Origin of the sequence: Serratia nematodiphila DZ0503SBS1, assembly GCF_000738675.1 — a bacterium.
Classification (GTDB): domain Bacteria; phylum Pseudomonadota; class Gammaproteobacteria; order Enterobacterales; family Enterobacteriaceae; genus Serratia; species Serratia nematodiphila.
Window position 1 is genome coordinate 2,471,870 of record NZ_JPUX01000001.1, and the last position, 14,094, is coordinate 2,485,963.

Below are 14,094 nucleotides of genomic sequence, written 5' to 3' on the forward strand. Positions count from 1 at the left end.
CTCAGGCGAGATTAGAAGCGATAGTTGAAGTTGGCGCCGTACAGCCAGGCCTTGCCTTCGGAGGTGAAGGTGTAAGGACCTTCGTTGATGGTGACTTTCTGGCCGTGCATGTAAGACACGCCGACGTCGACCGAGGCGTCTTTGTTGAACGCATAGGTGGTACCGGCACTCAGCCAGAAACGGTCCTGATCCGGAATGGAGATCGAACGGTTTTGGGCGGGCACCGGGCTGTCATCGAAGGCGATACCGGTACGGAAGGTCCAGTTGTCGTCGTAGAAGTAGGTGGTGCCCAGCGCGATGCGGTAAGCGTCTTTGAAGCCTTCATGCTTCTGGAACAGGGTCTGGCCGTTGTTGCCGGTGGCTTTCAGCTCCTGGAACTGGCTCCAGCTGGTGTAGGCCAGGCTGTAGTGGATAGCCCACTGCGGCGCCACTTTGTTGTAGCCGGACAGTTCCCACATTTCCGGCAGGTGCAGGCTCAGAGAACCCGGAATGGTGGTGCCGTTGGTGCCCCACGGCAGACCTTTAGAGGCCAGCAACGGGTTGAAGGCTGAAGGCAGGCTGCTTTTGTAATCGCCGTCAAAGTCGATTTTCACTTCTGAGCGATAGGTGAAGCCGTAACGGTTGTTTTCATCCACTTCGTACAGAATACCGGCGTTCCAGCCGAAGCCCCATTCGTCGCCTTTCAGGTGCGAAATCTGGGTATCTGCCGGGATCTGCGAAACCGGGCCGGCCAACTGTGGCGGTAACTGGCCCGATCCGGCGATCAGTTTTGGCAGATCGCCGGCATAGCGCTCGAGTTTGGCCTTGGCATAAACGGCGTCAAAGCCCAGACCGAAGCTGAAGTTCTTGTTCAGGCGATAAGCGCCGCTCAGGTTAAGGTTCAAGGTTTCCAGGTCGGTTTTGCCGCCCATGGAACCCGCCGCGTAACCGTCGTTGTATTCGGTCGCCAAACCGAAGTTGCTGGTGACCGAGCCGCCTACGGCGAATTGATCGTTAATCGGGTGAACATAATGCAGGTTCGGCACCCAGGCGGTCGGCGCGATGTTTTTCGCATCCAGGCTGGCGCCGGAAGGGGACTGGCCACTGATATCGACGTCCGGATCGATGAAGACTGCGCCGAAAGAAAGCTCCGGACGGGTATACATCATCAGCAACGCCGGGTTGCGGCTTGCGGAAGCCGCCGTATCCGCCATGGCGCCTTCGCCAGAATACGAACGTCCTAAACCAGCTGATGAGAACTCATTCAGCTGGAATCCTGCGGCAGACACGTTTGAAGAAATAATTGCCACTGCAGCTGCGAGAGCTGATTTAGTCAATAGGTTTTTCTGGCTCATGACCAAAACCTCATTATGTGTTTATTATTTAAACTATTGTTACACGAAGTAACAAGGAGCGCGGGATTGTAGGGTCCGTTATCGTTCAGACAAATCAGACCAGTGGCTGAAGTATAGGTCTGACCTGTGAAAATGTTGCAAGTTTGTTTTTGAAATATTTCCAACCTGATATCAAAAAAGAGATCTGCTTAACAAAAAGCCAGCGGTAAATAACAAAATTCTTACCATTCCTTAGCAGTCGCTCATTTTTATTTGTGATTTCCATCACTTAAAACACCCAGTAAAAGTAAGTGCTAGTGATTGCCAGCGCGGAAGCGTAAAATACCTGCAGAATTTTGTGGCTTTGTGCCGGTGAGTGAAACGGCAATTTGGGCTGATAACCGAGGCCCTTGAGGAGAACCAATCATGTCAGATGCAATTAATAAATGCAGCGCCCAGGAAACCGCCGCGTGTTGCTGCGTGGATGTCGGCACCGTGATGGATAACACCGATTGCACCGCATCCTACAGCCAGGTGTTCAGTAATCAACACGATGCGGAGGCGATGTTGGCGGCCCTGAGCGAAAAGGCGCGCGCGGTCGAATCCGACCCTTGTGACATCAGCAGTAGCATTAAACCGGTTGACGGCGGCGTGCAATTGGAGGCCGATTTCACCTTCGCCTGCCAGGCGGAAACTCTGATCTTCCAGCTCGGCCTGCGTTAATCCCGGCTTTACCCCCGGCGCCGCCTGTTATGCGCCGGGGATTTCCTTTCCCGTACCCCTCCCGATAGAAAGTGCGCCTGCTCGCAGTTTTGATCTCTGCCGGTTTGCCAAATGTAACCGTTTGGTTAACAATGACCTCATCAGGTCAGACCTCTTTCTGCCCATTGCGCTGACGTTATTTTCTTCAGGAGCATTTATGAGTAAGGCACTGCCGTTGGTGACCCGTCATGGTGACCGCATTGCGATTGTGAATGGACTGCGTACCCCCTTTGCCAAACAGGCGACCGCCTATCACGGCATTCCGGCGGTGGATTTAGGGAAAACGGCGGTGAGCGAGCTGTTGGCGCGCAGCGGTATCGATCCGCAGCTTATCGAGCAGCTGGTGTTCGGCCAGGTGGTGCAAATGCCCGAGGCGCCGAACATCGCGCGTGAAATCGTGCTGGGCACCGGCATGAGCGTCCATACCGACGCCTACAGCGTGTCGCGCGCCTGCGCCACCAGCTTCCAGGCGATCGCCAACGTGGCGGAGAGCATCATGGCCGGCAGCATCAGCGTCGGCATCGCCGGCGGGGCGGACTCTTCTTCCGTCTTGCCGATCGGCGTCAGCAAGGCGCTGGCGCGCACGTTGGTGGACGTCAACAAGGCGCGCACGTTGTCGCAGCGCCTCAAATTGTTCAGCCGGCTGAAATTCCGCGATCTGATGCCGGTGCCGCCGGCGGTGGCGGAGTATTCCACCGGCCTGCGCATGGGCGATACCGCCGAACAGATGGCGAAAAGCCACGGCATCACCCGTGAAGCGCAAGATGCGCTGGCGCACCGTTCTCACGAGCTGGCGGCCAAGGCCTGGCGGGAGGGGTGGCTGCGCGATGAGGTGATGACCGCCTACGTGCCGCCATACCGCGCGCAGCTTTCCGAAGACAACAACATCCGTAAAGACTCCAGCCTGGCGTCCTACGCCAAGCTGAAACCGGCGTTCGATCGCAAGCATGGCAGCGTCACCGCGGCCAACAGCACGCCGTTGACCGACGGCGCGGCGGCGGTACTGATGATGAGCGAATCGCGCGCCAAAGAGCTGGGCCTGCAGCCGCTCGGCTATCTGCGCAGTTTCGCTTTCGCCGCCATCGACGTGTGGGAAGACATGCTGCTGGGGCCTTCCTACGCCACGCCGCTGGCGCTGGATCGCGCCGGCATCGGTCTGGCCGATCTGACGCTCATCGATATGCATGAAGCTTTCGCCGCGCAAACGCTGGCTAACCTGAAGATGTTCGCCAGCGAAGCGTTCGCCCGCGAGAAGCTTGGCCGCAGCCAGGCGATCGGCGAGGTGGACATGGACAAATTCAACGTCCTGGGCGGTTCCATCGCCTATGGCCACCCGTTCGCCGCCACCGGCGCGCGCATGATCACCCAGACGCTGCGTGAGCTGAAACGCCGCGGCGGCGGGCTGGGCCTGACCACCGCCTGCGCCGCCGGCGGGTTAGGGGCCGCGATGATCGTGGAGGTGGAATAATGAGTTTCGAAAACGCATTGCATGAACAGCGCGCCAAACCGTCGGCCTTTCAACTGACGATCCGCCCCGACAACATCGGGGTGATCACCATCGACGTGCCGGGCGACAAGGTCAATACGCTCAAGGCCGAGTTCGTCGAACAGGTGAACGACGTGCTGATCCGGGCGCAGCAGCACACTGCACTGGAAGGGCTGGTGATCGTTTCCGGCAAGCCGGACTCGTTTATCGCCGGCGCCGACATCACCATGATCGCCGCCTGCACCAGCGCCAAAGAGGCGGAAACGCTGGCCAAGAAAGGGCAGAGCACGCTGGCGCAGATCGCCGCTTTCCCGGTGCCGGTGGTAGCGGCCATCCACGGCGCCTGCCTGGGCGGCGGGCTGGAATTGGCGCTGGCCTGCCACGGCCGCGTCTGTTCGCTGGATGACAAAACCGCGCTCGGTCTGCCGGAAGTGCAGCTGGGCCTGCTGCCGGGCTCTGGCGGCACTCAGCGCCTGCCGCGCCTGATAGGCGCCGCCAAGGCGCTGGACATGATCCTGACCGGCAAGCACATTCGCGCCCGCCAGGCGCTGCGCATGGGGCTGGTGGACGACGCCGTGCCGCAATCGATCCTGTTGCAGACCGCCATCGAGCGGGTGAAACAGGGCTGGAAACATCAGCGCGAGCTGCCGTGGCAGGATCGCCTGCTCAATGGCCCGTTGGGCAGAAATCTGCTGTTCAGCATCGTGCGCAAGAAAACGTTGGCGAAAACCCACGGCAACTACCCGGCGGCGGAGCGCATTATTCAGGTGGTGCGCACCGGGCTGGATCACGGCAGCGCCAGCGGCTATGAGGCCGAAGCGCGCGCCTTTGGCGAGCTGGCGATGACGCCGCAGTCGGCGGCGTTGCGCAGCTTGTTCTTCGCCTCCACCGCGCTGAAAAAAGAGCGGGGCGGCAATGCTCAGCCGCATGCCCTGCATCGCGTCGGCATTCTCGGCGGCGGCCTGATGGGCGGCGGCATCGCCTGTGTCACCGCCACGCGCGGCGGTTTGCCGGTGCGCATCAAAGACATCAATGAAACCGGCATCAATCACGCGCTGAAATACAGCTGGGACGTGCTCGGCAAACGGGTACGCAGCAAGCGCATGCGCCCGGCGGAGCGGCAAAAGCAGATGATGCTGATCTCCGGCTCTACCGATTACACCGGCTTTGAGCAGGTGGATATCGTGGTCGAGGCGGTGTTTGAGGATCTGGCGCTGAAACAGCAGATGGTGGCCGAGGTCGAAGCGAACTGCGCGCCGCATACCGTGTTCGCCTCCAACACCTCTTCGCTGCCTATCGGCCACATCGCTGAACAGGCCCAGCGGCCGCAGCAGGTGATTGGCCTGCACTACTTCAGCCCGGTGGATAAAATGCCGCTGGTGGAAGTGATCCCGCACGCCGGCACCAGCGAAGAGACCATCGCCACCACCGTGGCGCTGGCGCACAAGCAGGGCAAGACCGCCATCGTGGTGGGCGACAGCGCCGGTTTTTATGTCAACCGCATCCTGGCGCCGTACATCAACGAAGCGGCGCGCTGTCTGCTGGAAGGCGAGCCCATTGAGTCGCTGGACAAGGCGCTGGTGGACTTCGGTTTCCCGGTCGGCCCGATTACCCTGCTGGATGAAGTGGGCATCGACGTCGGCACCAAAATCATTCCGGTGCTGGTCGAGGCGCTGGGGCCGCGTTTCGCCGCGCCGGCCGCGTTCGATGCGGTGCTGAAGGACGGGCGTAAAGGGCGCAAGAACGGCCGCGGCTTCTATCTCTACCCGAGCGAAGGGCAGCAGCGGCAGCGGCGTAAACGTGCGGATACCTCATTGTATACGTTGCTCGGCGTCACGCCGAAGGCGCACATGCTGCCGGCGACCGTCGCCCAGCGCTGCGTGATGATGATGCTGAACGAAGCGGCTCGCTGCCTGGATGAAGGCGTGATCCGCAGCGCGCGCGACGGCGATATCGGTGCGGTGTTCGGCATCGGTTTCCCGCCGTTCCTCGGCGGCCCGTTCCGCTATATGGACGAGCTCGGCGCCGAGAAAGTGGTGAAGACGCTGGACTACCTGCGCCAGCAGCACGGCGAGCACTTCGCGCCGTGCGAGCGCTTGCAGCGCATGGCGCAGCAGGGCGAGCGCTTTTACCCGCTGGGGAGCTGAACGCAGGGCGGCCCGATTTGCACTATAGTTGCAACAGGGCCGCGTTGTGATCGCCATCACTCCTTGCAACAGCGTCAGCCGGTGAGGCTGTACAGCGAGGCTGAGGCAGCGGTAAGTTAGCTTGACCGCCATCAATAAATTTCATGGCGGCAAGGTTAAAATTTAACCCGTTGAATTGATTGTTCTGTGAGCAATCGAGGTTTGCCCGGGGAGGGTTGCTGTAAAAAACAGCGTTTTCTTTAGGCAAACTTTCAGGCAAAATGCCCGGCCGCCATAAAGAGACGGCGCGTTATCGTTTTAAAGCTTTGGCTTTGGGTTGGAAAACTCGGCGGTACAGCACGCACGGCGTTTCTGTATAGCGTTACTTTGTCAACAACAGCGGTGCAATATGCAAGTTTTGATTATGCGTCACGGAGAGGCGGCGCTCGAGGCAGCCAGCGATGCGGTAAGGCCCCTTACCCTGTGCGGCCGCGACGAGTCCCGTCAGATGGCGGCCTGGTTGAACACCAAGTCTGTGGATATTGAACGCGTGCTGGTCAGCCCCTATCTGCGGGCCGAACAGACGCTGGCGACGGTGCGTGAAGCCTTGACGCTGCCGGAGGGCGAAGAAGTGTTGCCCGAGCTGACGCCGGGCGGCAACGCCGAACAGGTCGGCAGCTATCTGCAGGCGCTGGCGATGCAAGGGGTGAGCTCGGTGCTGATCGTGTCGCACCTGCCGCTGGTGGGGTATCTGGTGGCCGAACTGTGCCCGGGCGAGTGCCCGCCGATGTTCGCGACCTCGGCGATTGCCAACGTCGATCTGCCGGCGGACGGCAGCTACGGCAAGTTTGAATGGCAGGTCAGCCCATCGCAGGTGATGGCCAAAGTGTGAACCGCGGATGCGGTGCGGAATAAACTCAGGGCGATGTCTGACATCGCCCTGAGTCGTTTCTGTGGGGGCTACTCGGCCAGCTCCACCAACAGCAGGATGGCGGCGTTGCCACCCCATTCCTTCGGCGCCTGGTGGAACGCCAGCACGTCGGGGTGCTGCGCCAGCCACAGCGGCGTTTGCTGTTTGAGGATGTGTTTGCCGTGCCCATGCATCACGCAGGCGCAGTGCACGTGCTCGCGTTTGCAGGCGGCGATCAGCGCCCCCAGCTCCTGCTTGGCCTGCAGCTGGGTCAGGCCGTGCAAATCAAGAAACAGCTCCGGCGAGTAATCGCCGCGCCGCAGCTTCTTCAGCTCATACGGGCTGCTGCCGGGGCGCACGTAGCGCGTCGGGCCTTCCTCTTCCAGCTGCGGCTGGTATTCATCTGAAAAATAATAGCTGGCATCGACCTGCTCCTGCAGCAGCCTCTGCGGCGCAATCTGTTTGACCTTGGGCTTCGGCGGGCGGTGGACGATGGTGTCCTGGCGCAGCTTTTTCGCGCCCGCCACCGACTCTCTGAAGAGCTGTTGTTCGTCTTTGCTCAGAGGGGGCTTGTTCTTCATGCTTCATTCACCGGAAATCGTTTATTTCGCTAGTTTACCTTGTGAATGAGCGCTGTCGACGCAAAACTCGGGCCAGAGTGAAAAGCGCGAGGGGCAAGCGTGATTTGTCGCGGGCTTCATGGCAAACTATGCGGCTAAATCATGAAACACAGCGCCTGCCGGAGGGCAAATTGGACAAAATTTTCGTCGACGAAGCAGTGAACGAACTGCACACCATTCAAGATATGCTGCGCTGGACGGTAAGCCGCTTCAACGCCGCCAATATCTATTATGGTCACGGAACCGATAATCCGTGGGACGAAGCGGTGCAATTGGTGCTGCCAAGCCTGTTCCTGCCGTTGGACATTCCGGAGGACATGCACACCGCCCGTCTGACTTCCAGCGAGCGCCATCGCATCGTTGAGCGCGTGATCCGCCGCGTCAACGAACGCATCCCGGTCGCCTATCTGACCAACAAGGCCTGGTTCTGCGGCATGGAATTTTACGTCGACGAGCGCGTGCTGGTGCCGCGTTCACCGATCGGCGAGCTGATCAACGATCGTTTCAGCGCGCTGATCCCGCACCCGCCGCGCCATATCCTCGACATGTGCACCGGCAGCGGCTGCATCGCCATCGCCTGCGGCTACGCTTTCCCGGAAGCGGAAGTGGACGCGGTGGACATCTCCAGCGACGTGCTGGCGGTAACCGAGCGCAATATTCAGGCGCACGGCGTCGAACATCAGGTGATCCCGATCCGTTCCGATCTGTTCCGCGACGTTCCCGCGATCCAGTACGATCTGATCGTCACCAACCCGCCGTACGTCGATGCGGAAGACATGTCGGATCTGCCGCAGGAGTTCCGCTTCGAGCCGGAACTGGGCCTGGCGGCGGGCAGCGATGGCCTGAAGCTGGTGCGCCGCATTCTGGCCTGCGCGCCGGACTACCTGACCGACGACGGCGTGCTGATTTGTGAAGTGGGCAACAGCATGGTACATCTGATGGAACAATATCCGGACATCCCGTTCACCTGGCTGGAATTCGAAAACGGCGGCGACGGCGTGTTCATGCTGACCAAGCAGCAGCTGGTGGATTGCAAGGAACACTTCAGCCTCTATCGCAGCTAAGCCGCATTTCCAAGGCCCGCATGGCGGGCCGCATAACGATAAAAGACTAACGGTAAGGAGCCGTGATGGCAGGAAACAGTATTGGGCAGATTTTCCGCGTCACCACCTTCGGTGAATCTCACGGGGTGGCGCTGGGTTGTATCGTCGACGGCGTGCCGCCCGGCATCCCGCTCACCGAAGCCGATTTGCAACACGATCTGGACCGTCGTCGTCCGGGCACCTCGCGTTACACCACCCAGCGCCGTGAACCGGATCAGGTGCGCATTCTCTCCGGCGTATTTGAAGGCGTGACCACCGGCACCAGCATCGGTCTGATCATTGAAAACACCGATCAGCGCTCGCAAGACTACAGCGCCATCAAAGACGTGTTCCGTCCAGGGCATGCCGACTACACCTACGAACAGAAATACGGTCTGCGCGACTATCGCGGCGGCGGCCGCTCTTCGGCGCGTGAAACCGCCATGCGCGTCGCGGCGGGCGCTATCGCCAAGAAATACCTGCAGCAGAAGTTCGGCGTGCAGGTGCGCGGCTATCTGGCGCAGATCGGCGACGTGACCTGCGAGCTGAAAGATTGGGATCAGGTCGAACAGAACCCGTTCTTCTGCCCGGATCCGGACAAGCTGGAAGCGCTGGACGAACTGATGCGCGCGCTGAAAAAAGAGGGTGACTCCATCGGCGCCAAGGTCAGCGTGATTGCTGAAAACGTGCCGGTTGGCCTGGGTGAGCCGGTGTTTGACCGCCTCGATGCCGATCTGGCGCACGCGCTGATGAGCATCAACGCGGTGAAAGGCGTGGAGATCGGCGACGGGTTCGCCGTGGTGACCAAACGCGGCAGCGAAAACCGCGATGAAATCACCCCGGAAGGCTTCCAGAGCAACCATGCCGGCGGCATTCTCGGCGGCATCAGCAGCGGCCAACCGGTGATCGCGCATCTGGCGCTGAAGCCGACCTCCAGCATTATGGTGCCGGGGCGCACCATCAATCGCCAGGGCGAAGCGGTGGAAATGGTCACCCGCGGTCGCCACGATCCGTGCGTGGGCATCCGCGCCGTGCCGATCGCCGAAGCGATGATGGCGATCGTGTTGATGGATCACCTGCTGCGCCAGCGCGCGCAAAACGGTGATGTGGTTTCCGACGTACCGCGCTGGTAATCGCCATGAAAAACTGGATGTTGGGCCTGGTGGCCCTGACGGCCTCCGCCTCCGCCATGGCGCTGACGCCGTGGCAGAAAATCGATCATCCGGTGGCCGGTGCGCCGCAGGCGGTGGGCGGTTTCGCCAACGGCTGCGTCATCGGCGCGCAGCCGTTGCCGCTGAACTCACCGAACTACCAGGTGATGCGTACCGACCAGCGCCGCTATTTCGGCCATCCGGATCTGCTGGCGTTCATTCAGCGCCTCAGCAGTCAGGCGAGTCAGAAAGCGCTGGGCACGGTGCTGATCGGCGACATGGCGATGCCGGCCGGCGGGCGCTTCAGCAGCGGCCACGCCAGCCACCAGTCGGGGCTCGACGTCGACATTTGGCTGCAGCTGCCGCGCCAGCGCTGGAGCGCGCAGCAATTGCTGAAACCGCAGCCGATCGACCTGGTGTCGGGCGACGGCAAGCAGGTGGTGGCGCGCCAATGGCAACCGCAAATTGAGTCGCTGATCAAGCTGGCGGCGCAGGATGCGGAGGTGACGCGTATCTTCGTCAACCCGGCGATCAAGCAGCGTCTGTGTCTGGACGCCGGCGCCGATCGCGCCTGGTTGCACAAGGTGCGGCCGTGGTTCGGTCACCGTGCGCACATGCACGTGCGCCTGCGTTGCCCGGCCGGCAGCCTGGAGTGCCAGGAGCAGGATACGCCGCCGCCGGGCGACGGCTGCGGCGCCGAACTGGCGAGCTGGTTCGTGCCGCATCAGCCTAACGCGAAGCCGGGCAAATCCGTGCCGCCGCCGTTACCGCCGACCTGTCAGGCATTGCTGGATCACCATTTCTCAGCGGAATAACTCATGGACTGGTTCGTCATTGGCCCCGAGATGCTCGGGGTGTTGTTTGCGGTAGCGCTGCTGGCGGGGTTTATCGACTCCATCGCCGGCGGCGGCGGATTACTGACGGTGCCGGCCTTGCTGGCGGTGGGGGTTCCTCCGGCGCAGGCGCTGGCGACCAATAAGCTGCAGTCGGTCGGCGGCTCCTTCTCCGCCAGTCTGTACTTCATTCGTCGGCGAGCGGTGAACCTCAACGACCAGAAGCTGACGATTTTTCTGACGCTGATCGGCTCGATCGCCGGCGCTATTCTGGTGCAGCATATGCGCGCCGATGTGCTGCGGCAGATGTTGCCGCTGCTGGTGATCGGCATCGGTCTCTACTTCCTGCTGATGCCGCGACTGGGTGAGGAAGATCGTCAACGCCGCCTCGGCGCCTTGCCGTTCGGGCTGGTGGCCGGCGGCTGCGTCGGGTTTTACGACGGTTTCTTCGGCCCCGGCGCCGGCTCATTCTACGCGCTGGCCTACGTGACGCTGTGCGGTTTCAACCTCGCCAAGTCTACGGCGCACGCCAAAGTGCTGAACTTCACCTCCAACGTCGGCGGGTTGGCGCTGTTCATCATCGGCGGCAAGGTGGTGTGGAGCATCGGTCTGGTGATGCTGGTGGGGCAGGTGCTGGGGGCGCGTTTGGGCGCGCACATGGTGCTGACCCGCGGGCAGAAACTGATTCGGCCGATGATCGTGATCGTCTCACTGGTGATGAGCCTCAAGCTGCTGTACGACAATCACGGCGCAGAGATTCAGCAGTGGCTGTCCGCCTTCTTGCACGGTTAAAGATGAAGAGGGTGCGCTGCTTACGCGCCCTGTCTTATCGGGTATAATGGCCTCTTTATTTTTGTGGTTATAGAATTTTTATGTCAGACACGCAGACCCGTCATCACTATGAGCAGTTGATCGCGATCTTCAATCGCTGCTTCAGCGATGACTACAACACCCGCCTGGTGAAGGGCGACGACGAACCCATTTACCTGCCGGCCGACGACGAACTGCCGTATCACCGCATCGTGTTCGCCCACGGTTTTTACGCCAGCGGCCTGCATGAAATTTCGCACTGGTGCATCGCCGGTGACGCGCGCCGTCAATTGGTGGACTTCGGCTATTGGTATTGCCCGGATGGACGGGACGCGCAGACCCAGAGCGAATTCGAAGCCGTGGAGATAAAACCGCAGGCGCTGGAATGGATGTTCTGCGTGGCGGCCGGTTTCCCGTTCAACGTCAGCTGCGACAACCTGAACGGCGACTGCGAGCCGGATCGCATCGCGTTCCAACGCAAGGTGCGCGCCCGGGTATTGGCGCTGCTGGAGCAGGGAATACCCACAAGGCCTGCGCGCTTTATTCAGGCGTTGCAATCGTTCTACAATACGCCACCGTTGGCGGCCGAGCACTTTCCGTATCCGGAAGATCTCAACTGACGCCACAGCCCGTTATTTAATGAGGAAATTTGATGATCGCAGAATTTGAAGCGCGCATTTTGGCGCTGATTGATGACATGGTAGAGCACGCCAGCGATGATGAACTGTTTGCCGGTGGCTACCTGCGCGGTCATCTGACGCTGGCGGTGGCCGAGGCGGAAGAGCAGGGCGAACACACCGCCGCAGCGCTGAAAGCGCGGGTGGAGGAGAGCCTGCACAAAGCGATCGCCGCTGGGGAACTCTCGCCGCCGGATCAGATCCTGGTGCGCGGCATGTGGGAAAACCTCTATCAGGCTGCAACCCCTGCCGCCTGATCGTCATGCCGGGGCGCGTCGCCGCGCCCCTCAAGGTTGATTAAACCGCACGTCCTTTCAGCAATTTCCGCACCCACATCCGATTCGGATTCAACGCCGCCAGCAGGCGCGCATCGCCCGGCAACGGCTCGCCGAACAGCTGCGCCGCCAAAATTTCCGCCGCCAGGGGCGCCGAGCTCAGCCCGCGCGATCCCAACCCACCGATAGCGAACAGGCCGGGATAGACCGGCGCATCGGCGACGGTTTCGCCGTGCTGGTTCTGGCGCTGCAAATCCTGATACTGCGCCAGCGTGGCCTGATAGTCCGGCAGCGCGCCGACCATCGGCAGATGATCGCGGGTGGCGCTGCGCACGCCGCAGCGCGCCTGATGAGCGCTGACGTCCACCTGCTGCGGCCAGGTCTGCTCCGGCAGACAGCGCAGCAGACGCTCGCGGTTCTCTTGCTGTTCCTGCTCGCGGTAGTCGGTGGCGGTGTCGCCGCGCTGATAGCTGGCGCCGATGCAGTGCTGGCCGTTGTTGGCATTAACCGGCGTCAGGTAGCCGTCGTAACACAATACCTGTTTCAATTGACCGAGGGCCGGCGAGGTCGGAATATGCGACACCTGCCCGCGTACCGAATACAGCGGCAGGGCTTCCGTCGGCGCCAGTTCGGCCAACCGATGGCCGTTGGCCAGGATCACTGTCGCATGGCGTCGGCTGTCGCCGTGAGCGAAGTCGATGCGCCAGCCGTTTTCTTCACGCGCCAGCCTCTGTGCATCGTGCCGGTAGTGGCAGACCAAGCCCTGGCGCTGCGCCAGCGCGAGAGCGCCGCGCGTCAGCTCGGCCGGGCACAGCCAGCCGCCTAGCGGGTAGGTGATGCCGCCAAAGCCGGTATCGACGCCGCACCGATCGCTGAGCGTCTCGCGGTCGGCCGCCGTCGCCAAGGCCTGCGGCCAGTCGGTTTTCAGCATATTGGCGATCTTGGCGCCGCTTTTGTCGTCATAGGCCAACTGGCTGACGCCGCACCACTGGTGATCAAAGGCGACGCCTTGTTGCAACAGGGCGTCGTACTGGCGACGGGCGAAGGGAAACGCGGCGCTGAAGAAACTCTCCAGCGCGTCGCCGCTGCCGTTCAGCAAAGGATAAATCGCGCCCTGGCGGTTGCCGGATGCCCCCTCCGCCGCCTGTTCGTCGGCGCAGTACAGCGTGACGGTGGCGCCGCGCCGCAGCAGGGCCAGCGCAGTGAGCGCGCTGGCGACGCCGCCGCCGATCAGGGCGATGTCGGCGGTGTTGTCCGCCGCCGGGCGTCGATACCAGGGCGCCGGATGTGCGGCGGGCTGCGTATCGGCCGGGAGCTCGCCGGCGAGCATCTCACGCTTTTGGCCGAAGCCTTTGCAGCGGTTGACCTGAAAACCGGCCTGTTGCAAGCCGCGGCGCACGAAGCCGGCGGCGGTAAAGGTGGCGAAGCTGCCTCCCGGCCGGGCGAAACGCGCCATGGCGGCGAACAGTTGATCGGTCCACATGTCGGGATTTTTTGCCGGCGCGAAACCGTCGAGGAACCAGGCATCCACCTGGTTATTCATGCTGGCGTCAAACTGCGGCAGCAGATCGTTGACGTCGCCGAACCACAGATCGAGCGTAATGCGGCCTTCGGCCAACAGCAGGCGATGGCACCCCGGCAACGGCAGCGGCCACTGGGCGCGCAGTTCGTCGGCGTAAGGCGCCAGCTCCGGCCAGCGCGCATGCGCCGCCGCCAGGTCAGCCTGCTGCAGGGGAAATTTTTCGAAGCTGATAAAGTGCAGGCGCTGCAGCGTCGCGTCCGGCCCGGCCTGGCGGAAGCCGGCGAAGGCCTGCCACAGCGTGAGGAAATTGAGCCCGGTGCCGAACCCGGTTTCCGCCACGACAAACAGCGAGCGCGGGTGGGCGGCGAAACGCTGCGGCAGCCGATTGCCATGCAGGAAGACGTAGCGGGTTTCTTCCAGCCCATCCTGATTGGAAAAATAGACGTCATCAAACTGTTTCGAAACAGGTGTACCCTGTTCGTTCCAGGTTAGCGTTGCGGTTTGGATGGGGGCGTGGTTCACGGTCA

13 protein-coding genes are annotated in these 14,094 nt (G+C 61.7%); 10 read left to right on the forward strand and 3 right to left on the reverse strand.

Annotation, left to right across the window (positions count from 1 at the left end; translation table 11 throughout):
* Positions 1 to 11 precede the first annotated feature (11 nt).
* Positions 12 to 1,334, reverse strand: a complete 1,323-nt coding sequence (fadL, locus tag JL05_RS11425) for a long-chain fatty acid transporter FadL (RefSeq protein WP_033632473.1) — start codon at positions 1,332 to 1,334, stop codon at positions 12 to 14.
* Positions 1,335 to 1,739: 405 nt separating this feature from the next.
* On the opposite strand from fadL, the gene JL05_RS11430 reads away from it, so the two are divergent.
* The 4 genes from JL05_RS11430 (at position 1,740) to sixA (ending at position 6,579) form a co-directional block, all read left to right on the forward strand.
* Positions 1,740 to 2,036, forward strand: a complete 297-nt coding sequence (locus JL05_RS11430; RefSeq protein WP_004936240.1) for a YfcZ/YiiS family protein — start codon at positions 1,740 to 1,742, stop codon at positions 2,034 to 2,036.
* Between the two features lie 196 nt (positions 2,037 to 2,232).
* Positions 2,233 to 3,543, forward strand: coding sequence for an acetyl-CoA C-acyltransferase FadI (fadI, locus tag JL05_RS11435; protein WP_004936237.1), 1,311 nt, complete (start codon positions 2,233 to 2,235; stop codon positions 3,541 to 3,543).
* On the forward strand, positions 3,543 to 5,708 hold the full coding sequence (gene fadJ, locus JL05_RS11440) for a fatty acid oxidation complex subunit alpha FadJ (protein ID WP_033632474.1): 2,166 nt from the start codon (positions 3,543 to 3,545) through the stop codon (positions 5,706 to 5,708). Before fadI ends, fadJ begins: the two co-directional genes overlap by 1 nt.
* Before the next feature lie 388 nt (positions 5,709 to 6,096).
* On the forward strand, positions 6,097 to 6,579 hold the full coding sequence (gene sixA / locus JL05_RS11445) for a phosphohistidine phosphatase SixA (protein ID WP_004936230.1): 483 nt from the start codon (positions 6,097 to 6,099) through the stop codon (positions 6,577 to 6,579).
* 68 nt (positions 6,580 to 6,647) lie between these two features.
* Here sixA and smrB read toward each other — a convergent pair whose 3' ends face one another.
* Positions 6,648 to 7,178: an endonuclease SmrB gene (gene smrB, locus JL05_RS11450; protein WP_004936226.1), complete on the reverse strand. Its 531-nt coding sequence runs from the start codon at positions 7,176 to 7,178 to the stop codon at positions 6,648 to 6,650.
* A 170-nt stretch (positions 7,179 to 7,348) separates the two neighbouring features.
* On the opposite strand from smrB, the gene prmB reads away from it, so the two are divergent.
* The 6 genes from prmB (at position 7,349) to JL05_RS11480 (ending at position 12,027) form a co-directional block, all read left to right on the forward strand.
* A complete protein-coding gene (gene prmB, locus JL05_RS11455) occupies positions 7,349 to 8,281 on the forward strand; it encodes a 50S ribosomal protein L3 N(5)-glutamine methyltransferase (RefSeq protein WP_015378618.1) in 933 nt (310 codons plus the stop codon).
* Positions 8,282 to 8,346: 65 nt separating this feature from the next.
* Positions 8,347 to 9,432 carry a chorismate synthase gene (aroC, locus tag JL05_RS11460; protein ID WP_004936219.1) on the forward strand — a complete coding sequence of 362 codons (1,086 nt, stop codon included), beginning with the start codon at positions 8,347 to 8,349 and terminating at the stop codon, positions 9,430 to 9,432.
* 5 nt (positions 9,433 to 9,437) lie between these two features.
* Positions 9,438 to 10,265: a penicillin-insensitive murein endopeptidase gene (gene mepA, locus JL05_RS11465; RefSeq protein WP_033632476.1), complete on the forward strand. Its 828-nt coding sequence runs from the start codon at positions 9,438 to 9,440 to the stop codon at positions 10,263 to 10,265.
* A gap of 3 nt (positions 10,266 to 10,268) precedes the next feature.
* Positions 10,269 to 11,075, forward strand: coding sequence for a sulfite exporter TauE/SafE family protein (locus JL05_RS11470; protein WP_015378616.1), 807 nt, complete (start codon positions 10,269 to 10,271; stop codon positions 11,073 to 11,075).
* A gap of 80 nt (positions 11,076 to 11,155) precedes the next feature.
* Positions 11,156 to 11,713 (forward strand): elongation factor P hydroxylase, encoded by a 558-nt coding sequence (locus tag JL05_RS11475; protein WP_033632477.1) that lies wholly within the window; start codon positions 11,156 to 11,158, stop codon positions 11,711 to 11,713.
* Positions 11,714 to 11,745: 32 nt separating this feature from the next.
* A complete protein-coding gene (locus JL05_RS11480; RefSeq protein ID WP_004936209.1) occupies positions 11,746 to 12,027 on the forward strand; it encodes a YfcL family protein in 282 nt (93 codons plus the stop codon).
* A gap of 40 nt (positions 12,028 to 12,067) precedes the next feature.
* Here the strand turns inward: JL05_RS11480 and mnmC are convergent, their stop codons facing one another.
* A complete protein-coding gene (gene mnmC, locus JL05_RS11485; RefSeq protein ID WP_033633616.1) occupies positions 12,068 to 14,089 on the reverse strand; it encodes a bifunctional tRNA (5-methylaminomethyl-2-thiouridine)(34)-methyltransferase MnmC2/FAD-dependent 5-carboxymethylaminomethyl-2-thiouridine(34) oxidoreductase MnmC1 in 2,022 nt (673 codons plus the stop codon).
* Between the last annotated feature and the right edge of the window lie 5 nt (positions 14,090 to 14,094).

Coding starts and splice junctions, on each gene's coding strand:
- fadL (WP_033632473.1), bottom strand. CDS start 1,334: ATGAGCCAGAAAAACCTATTGACTAAATCAGCTCTCGCAGCTGCAGTG.
- JL05_RS11470 (WP_015378616.1), top strand. CDS start 10,269: ATGGACTGGTTCGTCATTGGCCCCGAGATGCTCGGGGTGTTGTTTGCG.
- fadI (WP_004936237.1), top strand. CDS start 2,233: ATGAGTAAGGCACTGCCGTTGGTGACCCGTCATGGTGACCGCATTGCG.
- smrB (WP_004936226.1), bottom strand. CDS start 7,178: ATGAAGAACAAGCCCCCTCTGAGCAAAGACGAACAACAGCTCTTCAGA.
- mepA (WP_033632476.1), top strand. CDS start 9,438: ATGAAAAACTGGATGTTGGGCCTGGTGGCCCTGACGGCCTCCGCCTCC.
- sixA (WP_004936230.1), top strand. CDS start 6,097: ATGCAAGTTTTGATTATGCGTCACGGAGAGGCGGCGCTCGAGGCAGCC.
- fadJ (WP_033632474.1), top strand. CDS start 3,543: ATGAGTTTCGAAAACGCATTGCATGAACAGCGCGCCAAACCGTCGGCC.
- aroC (WP_004936219.1), top strand. CDS start 8,347: ATGGCAGGAAACAGTATTGGGCAGATTTTCCGCGTCACCACCTTCGGT.
- JL05_RS11430 (WP_004936240.1), top strand. CDS start 1,740: ATGTCAGATGCAATTAATAAATGCAGCGCCCAGGAAACCGCCGCGTGT.
- JL05_RS11480 (WP_004936209.1), top strand. CDS start 11,746: ATGATCGCAGAATTTGAAGCGCGCATTTTGGCGCTGATTGATGACATG.
- JL05_RS11475 (WP_033632477.1), top strand. CDS start 11,156: ATGTCAGACACGCAGACCCGTCATCACTATGAGCAGTTGATCGCGATC.